At 68.0% G+C, this 21,787-nt stretch carries 16 protein-coding genes and 1 pseudogene; 10 read left to right on the forward strand and 7 right to left on the reverse strand.

Translation table 11 applies throughout. The features are described 5' to 3' along the window. Nucleotides 1–70: 70 nt before the first annotated feature. Entirely contained in the window at nt 71–1,048 is a 978-nt protein-coding gene (locus IJ15_RS0115320) for a tellurite resistance/C4-dicarboxylate transporter family protein (protein ID WP_031939224.1), read from the forward strand. Nucleotides 1,049–1,174: 126 nt separating this feature from the next. On the opposite strand, the gene leuA is transcribed toward IJ15_RS0115320, so the two are convergent. Beyond that, a complete protein-coding gene (gene leuA, locus IJ15_RS0115325; protein WP_031939225.1) occupies nt 1,175–2,983 on the reverse strand; it encodes a 2-isopropylmalate synthase in 1,809 nt (602 codons plus the stop codon). 230 nt (nt 2,984–3,213) lie between these two features. Between leuA and IJ15_RS0115330 the strand changes: the two are divergent. Together IJ15_RS0115330 and IJ15_RS0115335 are read left to right on the forward strand one after the other, a co-directional pair. After that, nucleotides 3,214–3,546: pseudogene (locus tag IJ15_RS0115330) on the forward strand (hypothetical protein); the annotation flags it as partial. Nucleotides 3,547–3,625: 79 nt separating this feature from the next. Beyond that, complete coding sequence (locus IJ15_RS0115335; protein ID WP_031939227.1) at nt 3,626–5,329, forward strand: SulP family inorganic anion transporter; 1,704 nt, start codon at nt 3,626–3,628, stop codon at nt 5,327–5,329. A 14-nt stretch (nt 5,330–5,343) separates the two neighbouring features. Here the strand turns inward: IJ15_RS0115335 and IJ15_RS0115340 are convergent, their stop codons facing one another. The 3 genes from IJ15_RS0115340 to IJ15_RS0115350 form a co-directional block, all read right to left on the reverse strand. Then, nucleotides 5,344–5,577: a hypothetical protein gene (locus IJ15_RS0115340; protein WP_031939228.1), complete on the reverse strand. Its 234-nt coding sequence runs from the start codon at nt 5,575–5,577 to the stop codon at nt 5,344–5,346. Nucleotides 5,578–5,691: 114 nt separating this feature from the next. After that, nucleotides 5,692–8,256 (reverse strand): LuxR C-terminal-related transcriptional regulator, encoded by a 2,565-nt coding sequence (locus IJ15_RS0115345; RefSeq protein ID WP_197059839.1) that lies wholly within the window; start codon nt 8,254–8,256, stop codon nt 5,692–5,694. Nucleotides 8,257–8,432: 176 nt separating this feature from the next. Next, entirely contained in the window at nt 8,433–10,844 is a 2,412-nt protein-coding gene (locus IJ15_RS0115350) for an arylsulfatase (protein ID WP_407984090.1), read from the reverse strand. An 87-nt stretch (nt 10,845–10,931) separates the two neighbouring features. Here IJ15_RS0115350 and IJ15_RS0115355 point away from each other — a divergent pair, with 87 nt between their 5' ends. The 4 genes from IJ15_RS0115355 (at nt 10,932) to IJ15_RS0115370 (ending at nt 15,567) form a co-directional block, all read left to right on the forward strand. Further along, nucleotides 10,932–12,617, forward strand: a complete 1,686-nt coding sequence (locus IJ15_RS0115355) for a SulP family inorganic anion transporter (RefSeq protein WP_231569547.1) — start codon at nt 10,932–10,934, stop codon at nt 12,615–12,617. Further along, the gene (locus IJ15_RS0115360; protein WP_031939232.1) at nt 12,614–14,263 is read left to right on the forward strand and encodes a SulP family inorganic anion transporter; all 1,650 of its coding nucleotides are present in this window, start codon (nt 12,614–12,616) and stop codon (nt 14,261–14,263) included. The genes IJ15_RS0115355 and IJ15_RS0115360 overlap by 4 nt, the downstream gene beginning before the upstream one ends. A gap of 144 nt (nt 14,264–14,407) precedes the next feature. Further along, nucleotides 14,408–14,851: a hypothetical protein gene (locus IJ15_RS0115365; protein ID WP_031939233.1), complete on the forward strand. Its 444-nt coding sequence runs from the start codon at nt 14,408–14,410 to the stop codon at nt 14,849–14,851. A gap of 59 nt (nt 14,852–14,910) precedes the next feature. Beyond that, complete coding sequence (locus IJ15_RS0115370) at nt 14,911–15,567, forward strand: GAP family protein (protein ID WP_031939234.1); 657 nt, start codon at nt 14,911–14,913, stop codon at nt 15,565–15,567. Nucleotides 15,568–15,582: 15 nt separating this feature from the next. Here IJ15_RS0115370 and IJ15_RS0115375 read toward each other — a convergent pair whose 3' ends face one another. Then, entirely contained in the window at nt 15,583–15,909 is a 327-nt protein-coding gene (locus tag IJ15_RS0115375) for a putative quinol monooxygenase (protein ID WP_031939235.1), read from the reverse strand. A 91-nt stretch (nt 15,910–16,000) separates the two neighbouring features. After that, nucleotides 16,001–17,200: a low temperature requirement protein A gene (locus IJ15_RS0115380; RefSeq protein WP_031939236.1), complete on the reverse strand. Its 1,200-nt coding sequence runs from the start codon at nt 17,198–17,200 to the stop codon at nt 16,001–16,003. Between the two features lie 141 nt (nt 17,201–17,341). Here IJ15_RS0115380 and IJ15_RS0115385 point away from each other — a divergent pair, with 141 nt between their 5' ends. Continuing rightward, nucleotides 17,342–18,607 (forward strand): aspartate kinase, encoded by a 1,266-nt coding sequence (locus IJ15_RS0115385; RefSeq protein ID WP_031939237.1) that lies wholly within the window; start codon nt 17,342–17,344, stop codon nt 18,605–18,607. A gap of 6 nt (nt 18,608–18,613) precedes the next feature. Further along, nucleotides 18,614–19,648 (forward strand): aspartate-semialdehyde dehydrogenase, encoded by a 1,035-nt coding sequence (locus tag IJ15_RS0115390; protein WP_031939238.1) that lies wholly within the window; start codon nt 18,614–18,616, stop codon nt 19,646–19,648. A gap of 69 nt (nt 19,649–19,717) precedes the next feature. Here the strand turns inward: IJ15_RS0115390 and IJ15_RS0115395 are convergent, their stop codons facing one another. Next, the gene (locus IJ15_RS0115395; protein ID WP_031939239.1) at nt 19,718–20,059 is read right to left on the reverse strand and encodes an Imm51 family immunity protein; all 342 of its coding nucleotides are present in this window, start codon (nt 20,057–20,059) and stop codon (nt 19,718–19,720) included. 166 nt (nt 20,060–20,225) lie between these two features. Between IJ15_RS0115395 and IJ15_RS0115400 the strand changes: the two genes are divergently transcribed. Further along, on the forward strand, nt 20,226–21,746 hold the full coding sequence (locus tag IJ15_RS0115400) for an acyl-CoA carboxylase subunit beta (protein WP_031939240.1): 1,521 nt from the start codon (nt 20,226–20,228) through the stop codon (nt 21,744–21,746). Nucleotides 21,747–21,787 lie beyond the last annotated feature (41 nt).

The raw sequence follows: 21,787 nt of genomic DNA on the forward strand, positions 1-21,787 counted from the left end.
CGCGCAGCGAAACTCGACCGGAACTGTCGAATCGGGACCTGTCGCAACACGACACGCGCATCATGGGGAGGTGTCCGACGGACCTGGTGTGAAGGCAGGCCCCGGCCGCGCGCTGACCGCCATCCCGGCCGGGGCAGGCGCCGCGGCGATGTCGACGGGCATCGTGTCGGTGGCCCTGCACCTGGTCGGTCTCGAATGGTTCTCCCGCTGTTGGCTGGTGGTCGGGGCACTGATCTGGGCGCTGCTGGTGGTCGTCTTCGTCCGTCGACTGTTCGACGATCGCGCCCGCTGGGCGAACGAGGCGGACACCCCGCCCGCGCTCACCGGTGTCGCCGCGACGTGCGTGCTGGGTGCGCGGTGCGTGCTGCTCGGCTGGAACCACGTGGGCTGGGTGGCGCTGGGCATCGCGCTCGTCGCGTGGGTGGTGCTGATCCCGGCGGTGGTACGGCACTGGGCGTCGCCCACCGTCGGCGTCCACTTCCTGCTCTGCGTCTCGACGCAGGGACTCGCGGTGCTCGGTGCGTCGCTGGCGGTGACGGCGTCGGCCCACTGGCTCACCGGCCCCGCGTTCGTCGCGTTCCTGCTGGGTCTGTTCTTCTACCTGATGGTGCTGATCCGCTTCTCGTACGACCAGTTCCGGGTGGGTGCCGGTGACCAGTGGGTGTTTGCGGGCGGCCTCGCGATCAGCGCACTCGCCGCCGGGAAACTCGCGCCCGCCGCGGTCTCGTCGGGCTGGCCCGTCGGCGCGCACACCTCGATCCAGATCGCCGGCGCGGTGATCGTATGCATCGTGCTGGTCGACTACGTGGTACTGGTGATCTCCGAGATACGTTGGCCCCGTCTGCAGTACGACGTGCGCCGCTGGTCCACCGCATTTCCCATGGGCATGACGGCGGCGGCATCGCTCACGGTCGCGGTGTCGTCCGACGTCGACTGGCTGCGGCCGATCGGCCAAGTGCTCGTGTGGCCGGCCGTCGTGGTGTGCCTGATCCTGCTGGTCGGGTCGGGGCGGCACCTGGCAGCCGAGGCGCGGCCGGTGTCGGCCTGAGCGCCCACTCGTCGTCGCCATCCGCGGAAACCCGCAGCCCGGATCGAGGAATGGGCGCTCAGGCCGGACCGGGAAACGCCGGAGGGGCCGCACCCGATGGATGCGGCCCCTCCGGCGGAGCTGAACTCAGTGCGCCCGGTTGACCGCCGAGACGACCGCGCGCAGCGACGCGGTGGTGATGGACGTGGCGATGCCGACACCCCACACGACCTTGCTGGTGCCGTCGGCCAGGGTCACCGCGCACTCGACGTACGCCGCGGCCTGCGCGTCGTCACCGGCGGACATCGCGTGCTCGGAGTAGTCCAGGACACGGACGTCCAGGCCGATCGTGCCGAGCGCATCGACGAACGCGGCCAGCGGGCCGTTGCCGGAGCCGGAGACCTCCTGCTCGACACCGTTGACCTTGATCACCGCGGTGATCGAGTCGGTGCCACCGTCCTCCTCGGACGCCGTCACCTTCTGGCGGATGCGCTCGAGCGGGTTGACCGGTGCCAGGTACTCCTCGGAGAAGACGTCCCAGATCTCCTTCGGGGAGACCTCGCCGCCCTCGCCGTCGGTGATCTTCTGGACGGCCTGCGAGAACTCGATCTGCAGGCGACGCGGCAGCACCAGACCGTGGTCGGCCTTCATGATGTAGGCGACGCCGCCCTTGCCGGACTGCGAGTTCACGCGGATCACGGCCTCGTAGGTGCGGCCCACGTCCTTGGGATCGATCGGCAGGTAGGGGACCTCCCACACGATGTCGTCGACATCGGCGTTCTGGTCGTCGGCCGCGACCTTCATCGCGTCCAGGCCCTTGTTGATCGCGTCCTGGTGGCTGCCGGAGAACGCGGTGTAGACCAGGTCGCCGCCGTACGGGTGCCGCTCGTGGACGGGCAGCTGGTTGCAGTACTCGACGGTGCGACGGATCTCGTCGATGTTCGAGAAGTCGATCTGCGGATCGACTCCGCGGGTGAACATGTTCAGACCCAGGGTCACCAGGCACACGTTGCCGGTGCGCTCACCGTTGCCGAACAGGCAACCCTCGATGCGGTCCGCGCCGGCCTGGTAGCCCAGCTCGGCGGCCGCGACACCGGTGCCGCGGTCGTTGTGCGGGTGCAGCGACAGGATGATGCTCTCGCGCTGCGCCAGGTTGCGGTGCATCCATTCGATCGAGTCGGCGTACACGTTGGGCGTGGCCATCTCGACGGTGGCGGGCAGGTTGATGATCACGCGGTTGTCGGGGGTGGCGCCCAGCGTCTCGACGACGGCGTCGCACACCTCCTTGGCGTACGACAGCTCCGTGCCGGTGTACGACTCGGGGGAGTACTCCCAGCGCCAGTTGGTGTCGGGGTGGCTCTTCGCCTCCTCCAGTACCAGGGCGGCCGCGTCGGTGGCGATCTTCTTGATCGCTTCCTTGTCGGCGCGGAACACCACGCGCCGCTGCAGGATCGACGTCGAGTTGTAGAAGTGCACGATCACGTTCTTCGCGCCGTCGCAGGCCTCGAACGTGCGCTTGATCAGCTCGGGCCGCGACTGCGTCAGCACCTGGATGGTGACGTCGTCCGGGATCGCGTTGTCCTCGATGATCTCGCGGACAAAGTCGAAGTCCGTCTGGCTCGCGGACGGGAAACCGACCTCGATCTCCTTGTAGCCCATCCGCACCAGCAGCTCGAACATGCGGCGCTTGCGGGCGGGGCTCATGGGATCGATCAGGGCCTGGTTGCCGTCACGCAGGTCCACGGCGCACCACTGGGGGGCGCGGTCGATGACCTTGTCGGGCCACGTGCGGTCCGGCAGCGAGACCGTCTCGACCTCTTCGCCGAACGGGCGGTAGCGGAAGGTCGGCATCGACGAGTTCTTCTGGGTGTTCCATACCGGCTGGTCGGCGGGCGCCGGCTTGGACGGCGGCGTGATGGTGCGCGAACCGGAAGTGAAGGCGTCAGCGGGGGACATGGGAATCGATCTCCAGGTTTTGTGTGTGGACTTTACGAGCCCGACAGCTGAGACGACCGGCGCACGGAGAGGACCCGCGACGGGAGGCCAGTCTGGATCAGACCCCGCCGCGGCACCCAAGAAGGAGAGCGCGCTGCATAGCTGGCACTGTACTCCTGCGTTCCCCTAGCAGGTGCGGAGTGGGGAGCAAATTCACACCGAGGGTGGGGTCGGCGTGGTCGACTGTGCGCATGACAGCACAGCTCGACGCGGCCCGTTCCTACGTTGCCGCCCTGCTCAGCCACGACGGGGATTCGGTGCCGTACGCGCCGAACGCGGTGCGCCACGAGGTCGGTCTCAAGACCGGCTTCTCGGGAAACCACCTGCGCCGCAGCCTTTCGCGGGGCCCACAGTTCCGGGTGATCCGCGCCATCCGCGACGAGCGGTACCGCGTGGAGGGCGACGAGGTGGTAGCCGAATATCTGATCGACGCCGGGCTGTTCGGTCGCACCCTCGTCACCGCGAGCGTGTACGAGACGTTCCTCATCCCCGCCGACGACCCGCGCATCCACCGGATCGACGCGAAGATCCGACTGGTCGGGCGGCGAACATCATCCGGAGGGAGTGAGGACGCCACGGGTTCGCCGCTGCAGACTTCGCAGCATGGGCCGAGTGGTCGAGGCGGTACGGGGATGGATCCGGACCAGGCTCCCTGAGAGGCGGTCGTTCAAGGCTGACTTCGTCGCGGGGATCCCCGGCGCCATCAGCAGCGTGCCGGACGGTATGGCGTCCGGCGTGCTGGCCGGGGTCAACCCGGTCCACGGGCTCTACGCGAGCTTCGCGGGCCCGCTGTTCGGTGGGATGCAGACCAGCACCAAGCTGATGGTGATCACCACCACCAGTGCTGCCGCGCTGGCCGCGGGGTCGGCGGTGGCGGACGTCCCGGAGGCGGACCGCTCCAGTGCACTGATCCTGCTGACGTTGATGGCCGGGCTGCTGATGGTCGCGGCGGCGCTGTTGCGCCTGGGTCGCTACACCCGCTTCGTCTCGCACTCGGTCATGACCGGTTTCCTCACCGGCATCGCGGTCAACATCGTGCTCGGGCAGGTCCCGGATCTGACCGGCGCCGACGCGACCGGGTCGATCGCGCTCACGAAGTTCGTCGATGTGGTCTCGAACCCGTCGAGCATCGGGTGGCAGTCGGCGGTGACCGGGGCGACGGCGCTGCTGCTGGCGGTGGTGCTGGCGCGCACGCGACTCGCGCTCTTCGGTTCGCTGGTCGCGTTGGTCGTGCCGAGTGCGGTGGTGATCGGCCTGGGCTGGGACAGCGTGGCCCGCGTGTCCGACGTCGGGACCATTCCGACGGGGCTGCCGCTGCCCGGCCTGCCGGACCTCGGTGCGTTCAGCCCCGAACTGGTGACCGGCGCCGTCGCTGTCGCGGTGATCGTGCTGGTGCAGGGTGCCGGGGTGGCGGAGGCGGCGCCCAACCGGGACGGCAGCCGTTCGGCGCCGAACACCGACTTCTCGGCGCAGGGCATCGGCAACATCGGATCCGCGCTGTTCGGTGGGATGCCCGTCGGAGGCTCGGTGGGTCAGACGGCGCTGAACGACGCCGCGGGGGCGCGCACCCGGTGGGGTGCGGTGTGGTCGGGCATCTGGATGCTGATCATTCTCGTGGTGTTCTCCGGGTTGGTCGGCAAGGTGCCGATGCCGACGCTCTCGGCGGTGCTGGTCTTCGCGGCGCTCGGGTCGATTCGGCCGGGGCGGATCCGGACGATCCTGCAGAGCGGGCCGAGTTCGCAGATCGCGCTGGTGACCACCTTCGTTGCGACACTGCTGCTTCCGGTGACGGCGGCGGTCGGCATCGGTGTCGCGCTGTCGCTGCTGCTCCAGCTCAACCAGGAAGCGATCGACCTGTCGGTGGTCGAACTGGTGCCCGGGGAGGACGGCGCTCTGCGGGAGCAGGCGGCGCCACGGACTCTCGCGGACGGCCGGATCGTCGTGCTCGACGTCTACGGGAGCCTGTTCTATGCGGGCGCACGGACGCTGCAGGCGAGGCTTCCCGATCCGAACGGTGCCTCGGGCCCCGAAGTGATTCTGCGCCTGCGGGGCCGCACCACCTTCGGTGCCACGTTCTTCGCCGTCGTCCGTGACTATGCGAAGCGGCTCGATGCGGTCGGTGGACGCCTGTATCTGAGCGGTGTGGACGAGTCGGCCTGGCGGTACTGGGACGACGAGCGCCTCGCGGGTCAGGGCGTCTCGCTCGAGGTCTTCCCGGCGACCGACACGCTGGGCGAATCGACTCGCAGGGCCTTCGCCGCGGCCGAGCGTCGTCTGGTGAAGGTGTCCGCCCGGGCGGACAGCTGAGCCGGCGACCGCTGTCAGTCGGGTAGCCGCCGCATTTCGATCAGCGTCAGCCCCAGCGCGTCGAAACGCGCGAGCATGCCCCGGAGCTCGGTCGGGTTGCGGACCGGTCCGTAGAGCGTGGTGTGGGCGCCGGCGGTCTCGGACACCCGGAGTTCGGGGAACGCTGCCAACACCCGTTCGGACAGTTCGCCCCCGACCAGGAACGCATAGCGCACGGACGCTGGCCAAGCCGCGTCGGAAGTGGCCATTGCGCCTCCTCGGCGTCTAGTCGGGTGTCACGCACCGGGTCACACTCTGCGGTTCCGTCGAGCATTCCGCGCCACCGACGTGGCCGCCTCACCCGTCGATGGTGAATCCGAGAATCAGAGGAGCCCGTGGGTGTGCGCGGCCGCGACCGCGTCGCGCCGGGTGGTGACCCCCAGCTTGCGGTAGATGCCGCGCAGGTGTGTCTTGACGGTGTTGATCGAGACGCACAGGTCGGCGGCGATCTCTTCGGCCGTGCGCCACGTCGGCAACTCGGCGAGCAGTTCGAGTTCGCGACGGGTCAGTTTCTCTGCGCTGGTGTGCGCATTCCGCGGGAGCGATGCCCAGATCCCGTCGGCGAAGGTGCTCTGAGACCCGAAGCGTCCGTGATTGGCGGACAACAGTTCTCGTGTCGCCTGTGCCATGTCGTGGAAGGGCCGAACCACTGTCTCCGGCTCGGCGAGCCGGAGGGCTTCGAGGAGAGCGTCGTGGGCGCGTGCGTCGTGGGAACGCCGGCGGGCGATCTCGGCTTCGAGGAGCCATGCCGTCACGTGGTTGGTGGCGGCCGCGCACGGCAACTCACCGTCGAGGACGGGCCGGAGAATTGTCCGTGCCCGCTCGAGATGGTTGGTGCACACGCACAGAATCGCTTCGAGAAGGGCGATGTCGCCGATCGGGCCGAGTGCCTTCGACGCCGTGACGACGAGTTCGCGCGCCCACGTCGTCTCACCGATGTGCAGGTACGCGAACTGGACGGACGGCAGGCCGACGGTCACCAGCCCGGGTGGCCGCACGGCCGACCGTCCGGTGGTGGAGATCGTGTGCAGCGCGGCGACCGCAGTGCGGCGATCCTCGGCGAGGTCGATGCCGAACAGTGCCGCCGCGATCGTGCTCTCGTGGGCCAACGGTGAGGGGGAGTCACGCAGGGTGGCCGCGGAGGTGGAGGCGAGTTCGAAGGCGGCCGTGACGTCGTTGCGGAGGTAGTGGCACATCGCCTCCAGTTGGAGCGCCCGGTGATGATCGAGCGATCCGATCGGAATTTCCGCTGTGACGGAACGAGTCTCGACGACGGTGGCCCGGGCCTCGGTGAGCATGCCGCGGCACAGCGCCACCGCCGCCAAGGCGTTCGACGTCGGAACGAGCGTTCGGGCCGACGCGATCTGGCGGGCGTGCTCGTGGGCGTACCTCAGGTGTTCGTCGGCCGCATCGAGGCGACCCAGATGCAGGTGACCGCGTCCCCGTTGCAGCGACAGGAACGAGTCCAGGAACGGGTCACCCGAGAGTGGCGTGTCCACGGCCGGTGTCGGGGTGAGTACGGACTCGGCCCGGCCGGTGTGGATGGCGACCTGGAGGCGGACCGCATCCGCGAGAAGGGTCGTGCGGTCCGGGGACTCGGGGGGTTGCGAGCGGCTGTCGAGTCCGGCCAGCATGGAGGCGGCGACGGTCGGATTGTCGTCGTGCAGGTGAGCCGCGGCCCGGACGAGCCTGCTGATCGGCTGGTCCCGGATGGTGGCCGGCGCGCCGACGAGCAGGCGCTCGACGGCCTGCCCGTGACCGTCCAGCACCAGCGCCAGACCCGATTCGGACAACACCGCTACGACGTCGGACGTGTTGCCGGCGGCGATGCCGTGTTCGAGTGAGAGCAGGGCATCGCCGAACTCGGCGTACCAGCGGGCGGCGACGTGTTCGAGTTCGGCCACCGCGCGACTGCCGAGAAGTTCGATCTCGGCGCGAAGGTAGCTGCGGAGCAGCGGGTGGTAGCGAAAACGGATGGGAGATCCCTCTATTCGCGTGATCAAGAAGTTGCGGTGTTCGAGCGCGTCGATGATCGTGTGGGCTTCGGTGCAGCCGGTGAGTTGTTCCGCGAGTGCGGCCGTGAAGACCGTCGGGACCGATGTCTTGATCAGGAACTCTCGGACGTCCGCGGTCTGCCCCGCGAGCACCTGCTCGATCAGATAGTCCGCGACCGCCCGACGACATCCGGTGAAATTCTCGATCAGTGCCGTCGGATCGGGATGGCCCGACAGTGACATGCCGGCGAGTCGGAGGCCGGCAGCCCACCCTTCGGTTCGCTTCATCAGCGCCTCGAGGTCCTCCGGTCCGAGGTGAACGTCGTGCTCGGCGAGCATGATTGCCGCCTCGTCGGTCGTGAAGGCCAGATCCTCGAATGCGAGGTCGAGGACTCGTCCGTCGAGCCGCAGCTTCTGGAACGCGAGTGGGGGTTCGAAGCGTCCGCACACCACGATCCGCAGGGTGTGCGGCCGGGTTCGCAGGAAGGTTTCGAGGTCGCCGAGGGCGTCCGCGTCATGGAGGAGGTGAGCGTCGTCGAGGACGAGGCACAGCGGCCGGTCCCAGTGGGCGAGCGCATCTACCACCGGAAGGGGAAGGGCGGGTGAGGGATTCGGGAGATCGTTGCAAATCTGTTGTATCTGTGGAATTCCGGTGCCGACGAGTGCCTTCACCAGGGTGGAGTGCAGGGCCGCCGGAGTGTTGTCCTCCTCCAGAATGGTCGCCCAGGCGACGGGAGGCGGATCGGACCTGCCGGGGGACGGGCGTGCCCATTCCGCCAGGAGCGTCGTCTTCCCCGAACCCGCCGGCGCGCACACGAGCGCCACCGATGCCGCAATGTGGCTCGAACTGCCCACCGTGGCGTCGAGTAGATCCAGTAGTCGGTCGCGGGACACGATCCTATCGCTGCGAAGCAATGGAAGTGCTTCCTCTGCAGAGCTGTTCGATGGTTCTGACGACGTCACCAGACATGCCTCCCCGCATACGAGAGCCCGCCCCCCGACGGAACGGACAAACCGCCTGACGCGTCCGAATTCTAACGCGTGCAGGCGGTTCGCGCGCCGTAACTCGCTCAGTCGCGGGCCATCGCGGCCTCCATGTGCTTCTCGAGGTCGACGTACGCATCGTCAGCGATGTCGAACACGACCTTCACGATCTCGCCTCCGCGGAACTCGAATCGTGGCTCCGGGTAGGCGCTCGAGACGGGGTCGGCGCTGTCGTATCCGATGCACAGTCCCTCACCGCACAGCGAGAAGTGGCCGAGTACGGTGCGGATCTTCTGCTCGGCGACCTGCTTGTCGTCGATGTAGAGCTTCAGCGGTCCGATCCCTTCGCGGTGCGGTCCGATGCCTTCCTTGATGAACTCGACGCCGATGATGTGCTTGCCGGACGTCGGTACGGGCGCCGAGATGCGGTCCTCGGGCGGGATGCCGAGGAAGTTGTACGCGTAGGTGACGGTGCCGCCGGAGACGAACAGGGAGTGCCCGCCGAACCGGGAGCCGTGCGCGAAGATCACGCCCTGTGAGTCCGGGGTGAGCTCGACCTCTGCCAGGATCTTGTACGAGACGCCGTGCACGTTCGCCGCCGAGCGCTCCGGAACCTCGGACGTGCCCGGGTAGTACACGTACTGCCCGCTCGGTGGCACCGGCTGGTGGAACTCCATCGCGACGAAGGTTTCGAAGTCCTTGGGGTTGCCGATGATCTGAAGGTCGTTGAGCGGCAGGACGGCGTTGGCCTCCGCCTCCGCCATCCACAGCGCCTTCAGCTCCTCGAGCCTGCCGGGATGCTCTGCGGCCAGGTCGTGGGCCTCGGCGCGGTCGACGTCTGCGTGGTAGAGCTCCCATTCGTCCTTGTCGAAGTTGCCCATGCCCGAGACCGGGCCGTGCACGGAGACGGCCTTCCAGCCCTTGTGCCACAGCCCGCGCTGGCCGAACATCTCGTAGTACTGGGTCTCCTTGGCGGTCGGTCCGTCGGCCGGCGCGTCGAACGAGTACTTCATGGACACACCGGACAACGGGGTCTGCTCCACTCCGTTGTAGGTGTCCGGGAACTCGACGCCGCAGGCCTCGAGGATGGTCGGCACGATGTCGGTCGAGTGGTGGTACTGGTGTCGGACCTCGCCGCGCGCCGTCATACCGGCGGGCCAGTGGATCACCAACGGGTCACAGACGCCGCCCTGGTAGGTGTAGCGCTTGAACATCTTGTACGGCGTCGAGAACGCGGCAGCCCAGCCCGTCGGGTAGTGGTTGTACGTGTCGGGGCTGCCGAGCTTGTCGACCATCGTGAGGTTCTGTGCTTCGTCGTCGGGGTAGCCGCCGAAGATCTTGCCCTCGTTCACCGAACCGTTCGGGCTGCCCTCGCCGGAGGCGCCGTTGTCGGCACAGTAGATGATGAGCGTGTTGTCGAGCTGGCCCGACTCCTCGAGGTAGTCGACGATCCGGCCGACCTGCGCGTCGGTGTATTCGGAGAAGCCGGCGAACACCTCCGCCATCCGGGAGAACATGTGCTTCTCCTCGTCGTTCAGCTCGCCCCACGGCCGTACCTCGTCGGTGGGGGAGAAGGTGCCCTCGGGCATCGGGTTGAGCGGCGTGAGATCGGTGTCGGCGGGGAGGATCCCCTTCTCGATCATGCGGGCGAGCACCCATTCGCGGTAGGCCTCGTAGCCGTCGTCGAACATGCCCCTGTACTTGTCGATGTATTCCTGCGGCGCGTGGTGCGGCGCGTGGTTCGCGCCCGGACAGAACCACAGGTACCAGGGCTTCTCGGGCTCGGTCTGCTTGACGTCGCGGATCATTCGCAGCGCCTGGTCCGCGAGATCCTTCGAGAGGTGGTAGCCCTCCTCGGGGGTGTAGGGCTGGTCGATGTACCGGTTGTCCTCGGCGAGCGAGGGGTACCAGTTGTTGGTCTCACCGCCGATGAACCCGTAGAAGCGGTCGTACCCCTGCGCGAGCGGCCAGTTCTTCTTCGACGCGCCCGCGGTCCACTCGTCGATCGGGACGTTGTGGTTCTTCCCGACCCAGAACGTCGACCATCCGGCGTCGCGCAGCACGTTGGCCATCGTGGCGTTCGACGGCGGAATGTGTGAGTTGTAGCCGGGGAATCCGGTGGAGGACTCCGAGATCGACGCGAAGCCGTTGAGGTGATGGTTGCGGCCGGTGAGGAAGGTCGAGCGGGTCGGCGAGCAGAGCGCGGTCGTGTGCCACTGCGAGTACGTCAGTCCGTTGTTCGCGAGGCGGTCCATGGTCGGCATGTTGATCCGGCCCCCGTAGGGGGACCAGGCCGCCATACCGGTGTCGTCGTACAACACGACCAGGACGTTCGGTGCACCCTCGGGTGCCTTGTCGGGCAGGAACGCATCCCAGTCCGAGACCGAATCGCGGACATCGAGTTTGATCTCGCCCTTGAACTGCCTGGCCATTGCGTACTCCGTTCCGTCGGTGCGTGAAGTTGCTTCGAGGGTGCGTCCGGCCGCATCCGGCCGCATCGTCCCCTCCGGGTGAAAGTCGTCCCGCATCCGGCTTCACCCCCGGGGTGTGATGAGTGACGGGGCCGGGACGGTCACGATGACCGGGTGACACCCGAGACGACGAACTGGCCCGTGTTCGCCTCGCTGCAGCACTATCGACGCGGCTGGATCCGGCCCGACGTGATTGCCGGCCTGACGGTGTGGGCGGTGCTGGTGCCGGAGGCGCTCGCGTACGCGACCATTGCCGGTGTGCCGCCCGTCGTCGGGCTGTACGCCGCGATTCCGTCGCTGATCCTGTATGCGGCCGTGGGCAGTTCACGGCACTTGGTGGTGGGGCCGATGTCGGCGACGGCGGCGCTGTCGGCGGCGATCATCGCGCCGTTGGCGGGCGCGGACAGCGGCAAGTTCGTCGCGCTGTCCGCCGTGCTCGCCATCGCGACGGGCATCGTCGGGTTGCTCGCCGGCCTCATCCGTCTCGGGTTCATCGCGTCGTTCATCTCGGAACCGGTACTCAAGGGCTTCATCGTCGGTCTCGCGCTGACCATCATCATCGGGCAGGTGCCGAAGCTGTTCGGGGTCGAGAAGTCCGAGGGGAACTTCTTCGAACAGGCGTGGGGAGTGATCCGGAACCTCGGTGACACCGATTGGCGGACAATGCTCGTCGGCTTCCTGAGTCTGGTCGTCGTTCTCGGTCTCAAACGTCGGCTGCCGCTGATCCCGGGATCGCTGCTGGTGGTGTTGCTCGGCATCGCGGCTGTCGCGGTGTTCGGGCTCGACGACAAGGGCGTGTCGATCGTCGGTCACATCGACGCGGGCCTGCCGGCGCTCGGGTTGCCCGACGGCATCGGCTTCGACGACTACATCGACCTGCTCGGGCCCGCGGTGGGTGTGCTGCTGATCGGGTTCGCCGAGGGGCTCGGCGCCGCGAAAACCTATGCCGCGAAGGCCGGCTACGAGGTGGATGCGAACCGCGAACTCGCCGGGCTCGGGGCCGCGAACCTCGGCGCCGGACTGTCGTCGGGGATGGTCGTGAACGGCAGCCTCTCGAAGACGGCGGTGAACGGGGGAGCGGGCGCGAAGACCCAGGTCAGCGGGCTGGTCGTCGCGGGTCTGACGGTCCTCACCCTGCTGTTCCTCACCGGCCTGTTCGAGAAGCTGCCGGAGGCCACGCTCGCCGCCGTCGTGATCGCCGCCGTCATCGAACTCGTCGACATCGCGGCCCTGCGCCGCCTGTACGGGGTATGGACCGAACGTCTCGGCAGCATCTACGGGCACGCGGCCCGCGCCGACTTCGCCGCCGCGGTCGCCGCCATGGCCGGTGTGCTGTTCTTCGACACGCTCCCCGGCCTGGTGATCGGCATCGGCGTGTCGATGCTGCTGCTGCTGTACCGCGCGTCCCGGCCTCAGGTGGCGGCTCTGGCGAAGGAGGGCGACCTCTGGGTGGACGCGGCACGGCACCCGGATCTGCCGACCCGCGACGATCTCCTGGTGTTGCGTGTCGAGGCCGGGCTGTTCTTCGCGAACTGCGACCACGTGAAGCAACGGATCGAAGCGATGTGCACCGACCGCACCCGGGTCGTCGTGCTCGACGCGGAAACGTCGCCCTACGTCGACGTGACGGCCGCCGAGATGCTGATGCAGTTGCGGGACTCGCTCGGCCGACGGGGGATCGAGTTGCGGGTGGCGCGCGACATCGGGCAGTTCCGGGACACCCTCCGAAAGTCCGCAGCCGACGGGGCACCGATGGGCGTCTACCCGACGGTGGCCGACGCGCTGGCGCTGCCGAGATGACCGCCGTGCTGGCGCCGACGATGGCCGGCTACCGGAAGAGCTGGCTCCGCGCGGACCTGGTCGCCGGTCTGAGTGCCGGTGCCGTCGTCATTCCGCAGGCGATGGCGTACGCGACGATCGCCGACATGCCGGTGCAGATCGGGCTGTACACGTGCATGGTGCCGATGGTCGTGTACGCGTTGCTCGGTGGTTCGCGTACCGCCAGCGTGAGTTCGACGTCGACGATCGCGACGCTCACCGCGTCCACCCTGATCGGTGCGGGCATCGCCGCCGGATCGGAGGACGCGCAGACGTCACTGATGACATTGACCCTCTTGGTGGGGGTGATCCTGGTGGCGGCGCGCGTGCTGCGTCTCGGTGCGATCATCGAGAACATCAGCGAGGCGACACTGTCCGGGATCAAGCTCGGCGTCGGGCTCACCGTGGCGGCGAGTCAGCTCCCCAAGTTGCTCGGCGTTCCGGGCGATCCTGAGGCCACCGGGTTCTTTCATGTGGTCGGCGGAGTGCTGCGTCAGTCGGGCGACGCGAACGCCGCCACCGTCGCACTGTCCGTCGGATCGATCGCCGTGCTGCTCGTGCTCGGCCGGGTGGCGCCGCGGGTGCCGGGTCCACTTCTCGTGGTCGCGGTGGGCATCGCGCTGATCGCATTCACCGGTTTGGCGGGCCGTGGCGTCGCGGTGATCGCCGAAGTCCCCCAGGGCATTCCGCTACCCGGGATACCTTCGCTGCACGACATCGGTGCTCTGCTCCCCGGTGCGCTGGCGATCGCGGTGATGGCGTTCCTGGAGACGGTCGCGGTGGCGCGCGGTGTCCGGCGGTCGGGCGAGCCGCAGATCGACAGTGACCGTGAGCTGCTCGCCAACGGCGTTGCTTCGGTAGCAGGTTCGTTCTTCCACACGTTGCCGCCTGCGGGTGGCTTCTCCCAGACCGCGGTCGCGCTGCGGGCCGGCGCACGCACCCAGCTGAGCGGAATCGTCACCGCGGTCCTGGCGGTGCTCGTGGCGCTGTTCCTGGCCCCGGTTCTCAGTGATCTTCCGCAGGCGACGCTCGGCGCGATGGTGGTGGTCGCGACGTTGGGGCTCGTCGATGTCGGATCGTTCGTGCGGTACTGGCGGGTGAACCGGATCGAGTTCTGGATTGCGGCCGCGACCGGGGCGATCGGGCTGACCGCGGGGCTGCTGCCGGCGGTGCTCGCCGGGGTGCTGCTGACGCTGTACCTGGTGCTGCGTGAACTGGATCGGCCCCACATCGTGCAATTGGTCCGGAACCTGGACGGCACCTGGTCGCCGGTCGACCCGGACGGTCCACCGGTCGCGACGGATCCGCTGGTGCTGCGTGTCGACTCGGGGCTCTACACCGCCAACGTCCGGGCGAACACCCGCGAGATCGCCCACCGGGTCGCCGCGGCCGCGCCGGCGGCAGTCGTGATCGACTGCTCACGGATCACCCAGGTGACCACGACCGTCATGCGCAACTTCGTCGACCTCGCGACGGAACTGTCGGACTCGGGGGTCGGTGTGTACTTCGCGGCACTGCCCCGCAGGAATCTCGCGACCGTCCGTCGAACCGGCCTCGGACATGACTACGAAGCGCAGGGCCGGGTGTTCGACAGTGTCGAGGCGGCCGCACGCACGTTGAGCGGCTGACGGCCGACTGCGGACCGCGGGGACGCGCACGTCGCTCGGTGTCGATGTCACAACCATTCGACCCGAACCGCGCGATAGCGGCCGTGCGGAAACCTACCGTCCGCATATGGCGTTCGGGTCGTCGGTGCTGTGGGTGCGGTCGTGGTGACGCGGGTTCTCGTCGCCGTGGCGGTCGTCGCGGCGCTGTGTGGATTCGGGTTCGCGTTCTACCGGGTGCTGTCCGAATTGCCGCAGACGTCGACGAGCCGTCCGATCGTGAAGGAGACGTACACGATCGGCGGGCAGCCGACCACGTGCGAAAGTCTGTTCGGGTCGTGTGACAACACACTGCAGACCTCGTTCAACGAGTGGGGGCGGAATCTCGACGTGTTCCGCGACCAGCCCACCCTCGGGCCGTTCGGCCGTGATGTCGGCTTCCCGGCGTCGGCCCGGCTGGGATTGCTGGCGTGCGAGGTTGCGAGGACGCCGGGGCTGACCTACCTCGAGTTCGTCGATCGCGCCGATGTCGAGCTCCCCGGGGCGACCAGCCCCCAGCTCTTCCCGTTCTGGGACCTGGCCACCCGGGAGCTCTGCCCGACGCAGCGCTGACAGGGGCTTCATGCGTCACGGGTGAGGCGGGGCAGCGTCCGGGGGAGTTGGCTTCGGTCATGGGAGAGCTGATGCTGCAGTTGATGCCGGAGTTCGCCGGCATGGCTGTCACGCCCGCCGCCATCGCGGGTTGCGTGCTGCTGTTGCAGACGAAACGTCCTCTGGCGAATGCGGTCGCGTTCTTCGCGGCCTTCATGATCGCGTACACCGCGATCGGCATCGCGGCGCTGATCGGCGGCGCCACGCACGACTCGGTGCGATCGGGCACCGTCAGTCATTGGGCGGGGCTGGCTGTCGGCGTCGTCTTCCTGACATTCGGTGTGGTGCAGGTGGTTCGGAAGCGGGCGCCGTCCGACACCGGACCCGAGTGGATGCAGCAGCTCTCCGAGGCCAAGCCGCGTGGCGCGTTCCTCATGGGCGCCGCGCTGTCGGTGGTGAACCCGAATCTGGCGATCATGATCTCCGGGATGAGCGTGATCGCCGCGTCCGACACCACGGTCGCGGCGGCGGTGACCGGCACCGTGCTGCTGTTGCTGGCTGCCGGCCTGGATTTCCTGGTGCCGATCGGGATCTTCGTGGTTCTCGGCGACCGCGCGAAGTCGGGCTTGGCGGCCGTCAAACGGTGGATGATCGCCCACGACCGTGCCATCGGCATCGCGGTGTTCTTCGGTTTCGGCGGCCTGTTCGTCGGGCGGGCATTGGCGGCGCTGCTCTAGGCGCCCGGCGGGGATCTACTGTTCGATTTCCAGTTCGCCCATGCGCGACCAGTCGACCCCGGGAATCTCGGTGTTGATGATGCGTGGGGTCTCCCGCAGCATCGGGCGCATCGCGTCCAAGCCGTTTCGGAAGTGCGCGGAACCGACGTGCTCGGCGCCGGCCTGCCCGTCACGGAACGCCTCGATCAGGACGTACTGGGCGGGATTGTCCACGCTACGAGTCCATTCGAACCAGAGGTTTCCCGGCTCGGCTCTGGTCGCATCGGTGAACTCCCGAGTGATCTCGAGCCAATCGTCCTTGTGCTCGTCCAGGACGTCGAACTTCACGACGATGAAAATCACGATGACTCCAGTCTGTTCGTCAACGGATGTCGAACCGGCGGCCCGGTGTCTGCCGCCGCGTAGTCAGTATCTGTCGTGGGCGACGTCGCGATCAATGCGAGCGAACTTCCCGCCGCGGCTCGGCGAACCGGAAGAACTCGAACATGATGAGCGCGAGCAGTACCGCGGTGAGCACTCCCAGCGTCGCGAGGGCCGGGAGATGCCACACGACGGGGACGAGCGCGATCAGCACGATCACTGCGCCGATGCGGGGAACGCTGAGCGCACCCGTTCCGTACTTCTTGAAGAACACCAGTGCCGCCAGATACAGCGCGGTGCCGCCGAACAGCGCCACCAGTGGCCACCCGGTGAGCGGGTCCGTCAAACGGTGGTGGTTGCCGTCGCCGACGTAGTAGAGGATCTTCTTCAGCCCGAGCGAGAGCATCACGATGCCGATCACCATCGGTAGGTGCGCGTAGCTGTAGCAGCGTTGCGCGATCCGGATTCGTCGTCGTCCGCCGGCCTCCTCGAACGCGTGCTCGACCATGAGCGAGGTGACGTCGAAATAGGCCCACCACAGCAGCGACGACACGGCCAGGCCCAGCAGCGAGGCGACGATGATCGCCCAGGTGATCGGCAGGCTCGCGACACCGATGCCGATCGAGACGATCGACTCGCCCAGCGCGATGATGACGAACAGGCCGTGCCGCTCCGCGAAGTGGCTCACCGAGCGCAGACGCCAGTCGGTGCCGCCGAGCAGGGTGCCGAGATAGTCACCGGCGAGCGCCAGGAACCACATCACCGTCTGCCACGGTCCGGTCAGCTGCGACGCGATCAGCAGGAACGTCGTGCCCGCGAGCATCGACGGAACGAACCGCATCACCTGGCCGCGTAGCTGGGGGTCGTCCCTGCTGATCACCAGGAACATCAGGATGTGCAGCAGTCGGACCGCGAAGTAGCCGAGGGCGAAGACGATCGGGCCGTCGAGTCCGCCCGGCAGGTCGTCGAATGCCTCCGGGATGGTCAGCGCCACGATGAACACCGCGGACATCGCCGCCAGCATCACCACCCGCACGACGCCCTCGTCGGCGCGCACCAGGTTGGCCAGCCACGAGTAGCCCACCCAGCTCCACCACAGCACCGCCATCACCAGCACGCCGTGCAGCAGGGTGATGCCGCGGGGATCGTCGGCCATCAGGTCGGTGACCCGGGTGAGGGCGAAGACGAACACCAGGTCGAAGAACAGCTCGAGCGGGGAGACCGACGCGCGTTCCTCGGTGGGCCGGGTGGTCAACCGTCGGGTGAGGTCCACAACGACGATGCTGCCACCGGCGGAGACGAATCGTGTCGTGAATCCATTGGTCAGGACGGCCCTGCACTCAATCGGACGCTCGTCGGTAAGCTCGACAGCTGGACTTGCATCATCCATCCATCTACCCGGAGGTACACACGCGTGGCTCTCGTCGTCCAGAAGTACGGGGGATCCTCGGTCTCGAGTGCCGAGCGCATCCGACGCGTCGCTGAACGGATCGTCGAGACGAAGAAGGCGGGCAATGACGTCGTCGTGGTCGTCTCGGCGATGGGCGACACGACCGACGAACTGCTCGACCTCGCGCAGCAGGTGTGCCCGGTGCCGCCTGCTCGCGAGATGGACATGCTGCTCACCTCGGGTGAGCGCATCTCCAACGCTCTCGTCGCGATGGCGATCCACTCCCTCGGCGCGCAGGCGCGGTCGTTCACCGGCTCGCAGGCCGGCGTCATCACGACCGGAAGCCACGGCAACGCCAAGATCATCGACGTCACGCCGGGCCGCGTCCGCGCCGCGCTCGACGAGGGTTCGATCGTGCTGGTGGCCGGCTTCCAGGGCGTCAGCCAGGACAGCAAGGACGTCACCACGCTCGGCCGCGGCGGCTCCGACACCACCGCCGTCGCCCTCGCCGCGGCGCTGAAGGCCGACGTGTGCGAGATCTACACCGACGTCGACGGTGTCTTCACCGCCGACCCGCGCATCGTGCCCGACGCGCAGCGCCTCGACACCGTCTCCTTCGAGGAGATGCTGGAGATGGCCGCGTGCGGCGCCAAGGTGCTCATGTTGCGCTGCGTCGAGTACGCCCGCCGCTACAACGTGCCCGTGCACGTCCGCTCGTCATACACGACCAAGCCCGGAACGATCGTGTCCGGATCGATGGAGGACATTCCCGTGGAAGAAGCCCTGATCACCGGTGTTGCGCACGACCGCGGCGAGGCCAAGGTCACCGTCGTCGGACTGCCCGACACTCCGGGTCACGCCGCGAAGCTCTTCCGTGCCGTCGCGGACGCCGAGATCAACATCGACATGGTGCTGCAGAACATCTCCAAGGTGGAGACCGGCAAGACCGACATCACCTTCACGCTGCCCAAGTCCGACGGCCCGCGCGCGGTCGAGAAGCTGACGGCCCTGCAGTCGGAGATCGGCTTCACGCAGATCCTGTTCGACGACCTCATCGGCAAGGTGTCGCTCGTCGGCGCCGGCATGAAGAGCCACCCGGGCGTCACCGCCAAGTTCTGCGAGGCGCTGGCCGAGGCGGACGTCAACATCGACCTGATCTCCACCTCGGAGATCCGCATCTCGGTGCTCGTCAAGGACACCGACCTGGACGACGCGGTGCGCGCGATCCATGCAGCTTTCGGACTCGGCGGCGAGGAAGCGGCCGTCGTACACGCAGGAACGGGACGGTAACTCGAGATGACCACGATTGCAGTCGTCGGTGCGACCGGTCAGGTCGGCATCGTCATGCGCACCCTGCTCGAGGAGCGCAACTTCCCCGCCGACAAGGTGCGGTTCTTCGCGTCGGCGCGTTCGGCGGGCAAGACGCTGCCGTTCCGCGGGGAGCAAATTGTTGTGGAAGACGCAGCGGATGTTTCCGATGAATCTTTGAAGGACATCGACATCGCGCTGTTCTCGGCCGGTGCGACGCTGTCGCGTGCGCAGGCTCCCCGCTTCGCGGCGGCCGGCGCGATCGTCGTCGACAACTCGTCGGCATGGCGCAAGGATCCCGAGGTTCCCCTCGTCGTCAGCGAGGTCAACCCGGAGGAGACGAAGAACCCGCCGAAGGGCATCATCGCCAACCCGAACTGCACCACGATGGCCGCGATGCCGGTCCTCAAGGTGCTGCACGACGAGGCGGGCCTGCAGCGCCTGATCGTCAGCAGCTACCAGGCTGTTTCCGGCAGCGGCATCGCCGGTGTCGAGGAGTTGGTCGGCCAGGTGCGTGCCGTCGCCGACGACGCCGAGAAGCTGGTGCACTCCGGTGCGGCCGTCGACTTCCCGGCGCCGGACAAGTACGTCGCGCCGATCGCGTTCAACGTGGTGCCGCTGGCCGGCGCGCTCGTCGACGACGGCAGCGGCGAGACCGACGAGGACCAGAAGCTCCGCAACGAGAGCCGCAAGATCCTCGGCCTGCCGGACCTGCTGGTGTCGGGCACGTGCGTGCGTGTCCCGGTCGTCACGGGTCACTCGCTGGCGATCAACGCCGAGTTCGAGCGCCCGCTGTCGGTGGAGCGTGCCCAGGAACTGCTGGCCGCCGCTCCCGGCGTCGAACTGGTGGACGTGCCGAATCCGCTGGCTGCCGCCGGCGGCGACGTGTCCCTCGTCGGCCGGATCCGTCAGGACCCGGGTGCCCCCGAGGGGCGCGGTCTGGCGCTGTTCGTCTCGGGTGACAACCTGCGTAAGGGTGCGGCGCTCAACACGATTCAGATCGCCGAGCTGCTGGTCCGCTAGAGGCCCAGTCGCTGTCGGAGATGCCCCGTACCGGATTCGGTACGGGGCATCTTCCGTTCGGGAACCGGTTCAGTCGAGTTCGGCGATCGCGACCAGCCCACCGAGATACTCGGAATCGGAGTACGCCCTGGCCAGGATCGTGCCGAGTTCGGCGAGCGCGTCGTGGTCGGTGCCGTACGCGACGAACATCCCGGCCTCGGGATCGGTGCGGAAGCGTTCCTCCAGGTGGGGTGCGTCGCGCCCGACCACGGCGTGGGCGACCGAGGCCCAGTCGTACCCGGAGCCTTCGAAACCCTCCACCTGCTCGAATACTGCTGCCACCGTGCCGAAATGCTGGTCCGTCAGCATCAGCGACCAGTTGCCCGGGGACGTCTCGAAAAGCCGCAACGGTTCGATCGAAGGCGATGTCATGGGTGCATCGAAGCACGACCGACCGACAAGTCTGCTCTCGGGGACCGCGGGGCCAGGTTCAGGGGCTGCCGAGTCCTTTTGCCGCCGAGTGCGATCGGCCGTAGGTTGGCATCGACGGTGGCCGACGTGATCCGGTTCACTCGCGGGATCGGGAAGGACATCGACGATGGACGCTGGGAACAGTCGGGAGTGGGCACCGCTCCTGGAACGTCTGGCCGACCGGAAGACGGCGGCGCAGACGATGGGCGGTGCCGAGAAGGTCGCCCGGTACCGGGCGGCGGGGCGACTCGATGCGCGCACCCGGATCGAGCACCTGCTCGACCCGCAGTCGTTCGACGAACTCGGCCTGCTCGCGGGAGACGGCATTCCGGCCGACGCGTTCGTCGCCGGATCGGGCCTGGTCGACGGCCGACCGGTCATGGTCGGGGCCGAGGACTTCACCGTCGCCGGCGGGTCCATCGGCACCGCGGCGGCGACCAAGCGGACACGTGCGGCCCAACTGGCGCTGCGAAACCGGATTCCGCTGGTGACGATGCTCGAGGGGGCCGGGCATCGCGCCACCAACGCGCTCGAGCGGAACCGGCCCGCGCCCAACGACCTCCAGGCGATGGCGGACCTCTCGGGACTGGTGCCGACGGTCGCGATCGTGACCGGGCCGTCGGCCGGTCACGGGGCCCTCGCGGCACCGCTGTCCGACTTCGTGATCATGGTGGACGGCCACGGTGCGCTGTTCACGGCCGGGCCTCCGCTGGTGGCGGCGTCCACCGGCGAACAGGTCGACAAACAAGCACTCGGCGGCCCACGGGTCGCGATCGACGCCTCCGGTGTCGCGCACAATCTCGCCGACTCCGACGAGGCCGCCCTGGCCCTGGCTCGCCGCTACCTGTCGTACTTCCCGAGCAGTGCGTGGCAGCGGCCGCCGTGGGCCGGACCTGCGCAGGGCAACCACGACGTGGGGGAGCGGGCACTGCCGGAACTGCTCGACCTGATCCCGGTGAACCAGAAGCGGCCCTACGACATGCGTGCCGTCGTCGACCGGCTGGCCGACGACGGCACCGTCACCGAGATCCAACCCACCTACGGGAAGTCGATCATCACCGCTCTGGCCCGGATCGGCGGGCACGCGGTCGCAGTGGTGGCCAACCAGCCGAGCGTGATGGCCGGGTCGGTGACGGTGGCCGCCGCCGACAAGGCCGCCGCCTTCCTGCAACTGGTGGGAGCGTTCCACCTTCCGGTCGTGTTCCTCGCGGACAATCCGGGGGTGATGGCGGGCAGCGCGTCCGAGCAGGCCGGCATCCTCAAAGCCAGTGCCCGGATGTTCACGGCGCAGCACCGACTGCGGACCCCCAAGTTCCACATCACGGTCCGCAAGGCCTTCGGGTTCGGCAGCTCGGTGATGGGGATGAACCCGTACGACGACCAGTCCATGACGCTCGCGTTCCCCGCCGTCACCCTCGGTGGCATTCCGGCCGATGTCGGAGGCCGGACGGCGAAGGAGGACGACGAGACGCGGCGGGCGCTGGTCGAGAACGAGGCCTCCGGGCCCTGGGCGCTGGCGCAGACACTGTTCTACGACGACGTCATCGACCCGCGCGAACTCCGCAACATCCTGATCCGGGGTCTACGGAGAGCCGCCCACGACGGCGGAGCGGTCGAACCCGTCGCGCACCACGGCTACCTGCGCTAGCGGCAATTCACGGGTGTGTCGCGCGCGGTTCGCGCATACCG

The organism is Prescottella defluvii, assembly GCF_000738775.1.
Classification (GTDB): domain Bacteria; phylum Actinomycetota; class Actinomycetes; order Mycobacteriales; family Mycobacteriaceae; genus Prescottella; species Prescottella defluvii.

Bases quoted from the DNA above. Each gene is read 5' to 3' on its own strand.
- IJ15_RS0115350 (WP_407984090.1), bottom strand. From the start codon at position 10,844: ATGCGGCCGGATGCGGCCGGACGCACCCTCGAAGCAACTTCACGCACC.
- IJ15_RS0115395 (WP_031939239.1), bottom strand. From the start codon at position 20,059: ATGACATCGCCTTCGATCGAACCGTTGCGGCTTTTCGAGACGTCCCCG.
- leuA (WP_031939225.1), bottom strand. From the start codon at position 2,983: ATGTCCCCCGCTGACGCCTTCACTTCCGGTTCGCGCACCATCACGCCG.
- IJ15_RS0115340 (WP_031939228.1), bottom strand. From the start codon at position 5,577: ATGGCCACTTCCGACGCGGCTTGGCCAGCGTCCGTGCGCTATGCGTTC.
- IJ15_RS0115360 (WP_031939232.1), top strand. From the start codon at position 12,614: ATGACCGCCGTGCTGGCGCCGACGATGGCCGGCTACCGGAAGAGCTGG.
- IJ15_RS0115335 (WP_031939227.1), top strand. From the start codon at position 3,626: ATGGGCCGAGTGGTCGAGGCGGTACGGGGATGGATCCGGACCAGGCTC.
- IJ15_RS0115400 (WP_031939240.1), top strand. From the start codon at position 20,226: ATGGACGCTGGGAACAGTCGGGAGTGGGCACCGCTCCTGGAACGTCTG.
- IJ15_RS0115370 (WP_031939234.1), top strand. From the start codon at position 14,911: ATGGGAGAGCTGATGCTGCAGTTGATGCCGGAGTTCGCCGGCATGGCT.
- IJ15_RS0115390 (WP_031939238.1), top strand. From the start codon at position 18,614: ATGACCACGATTGCAGTCGTCGGTGCGACCGGTCAGGTCGGCATCGTC.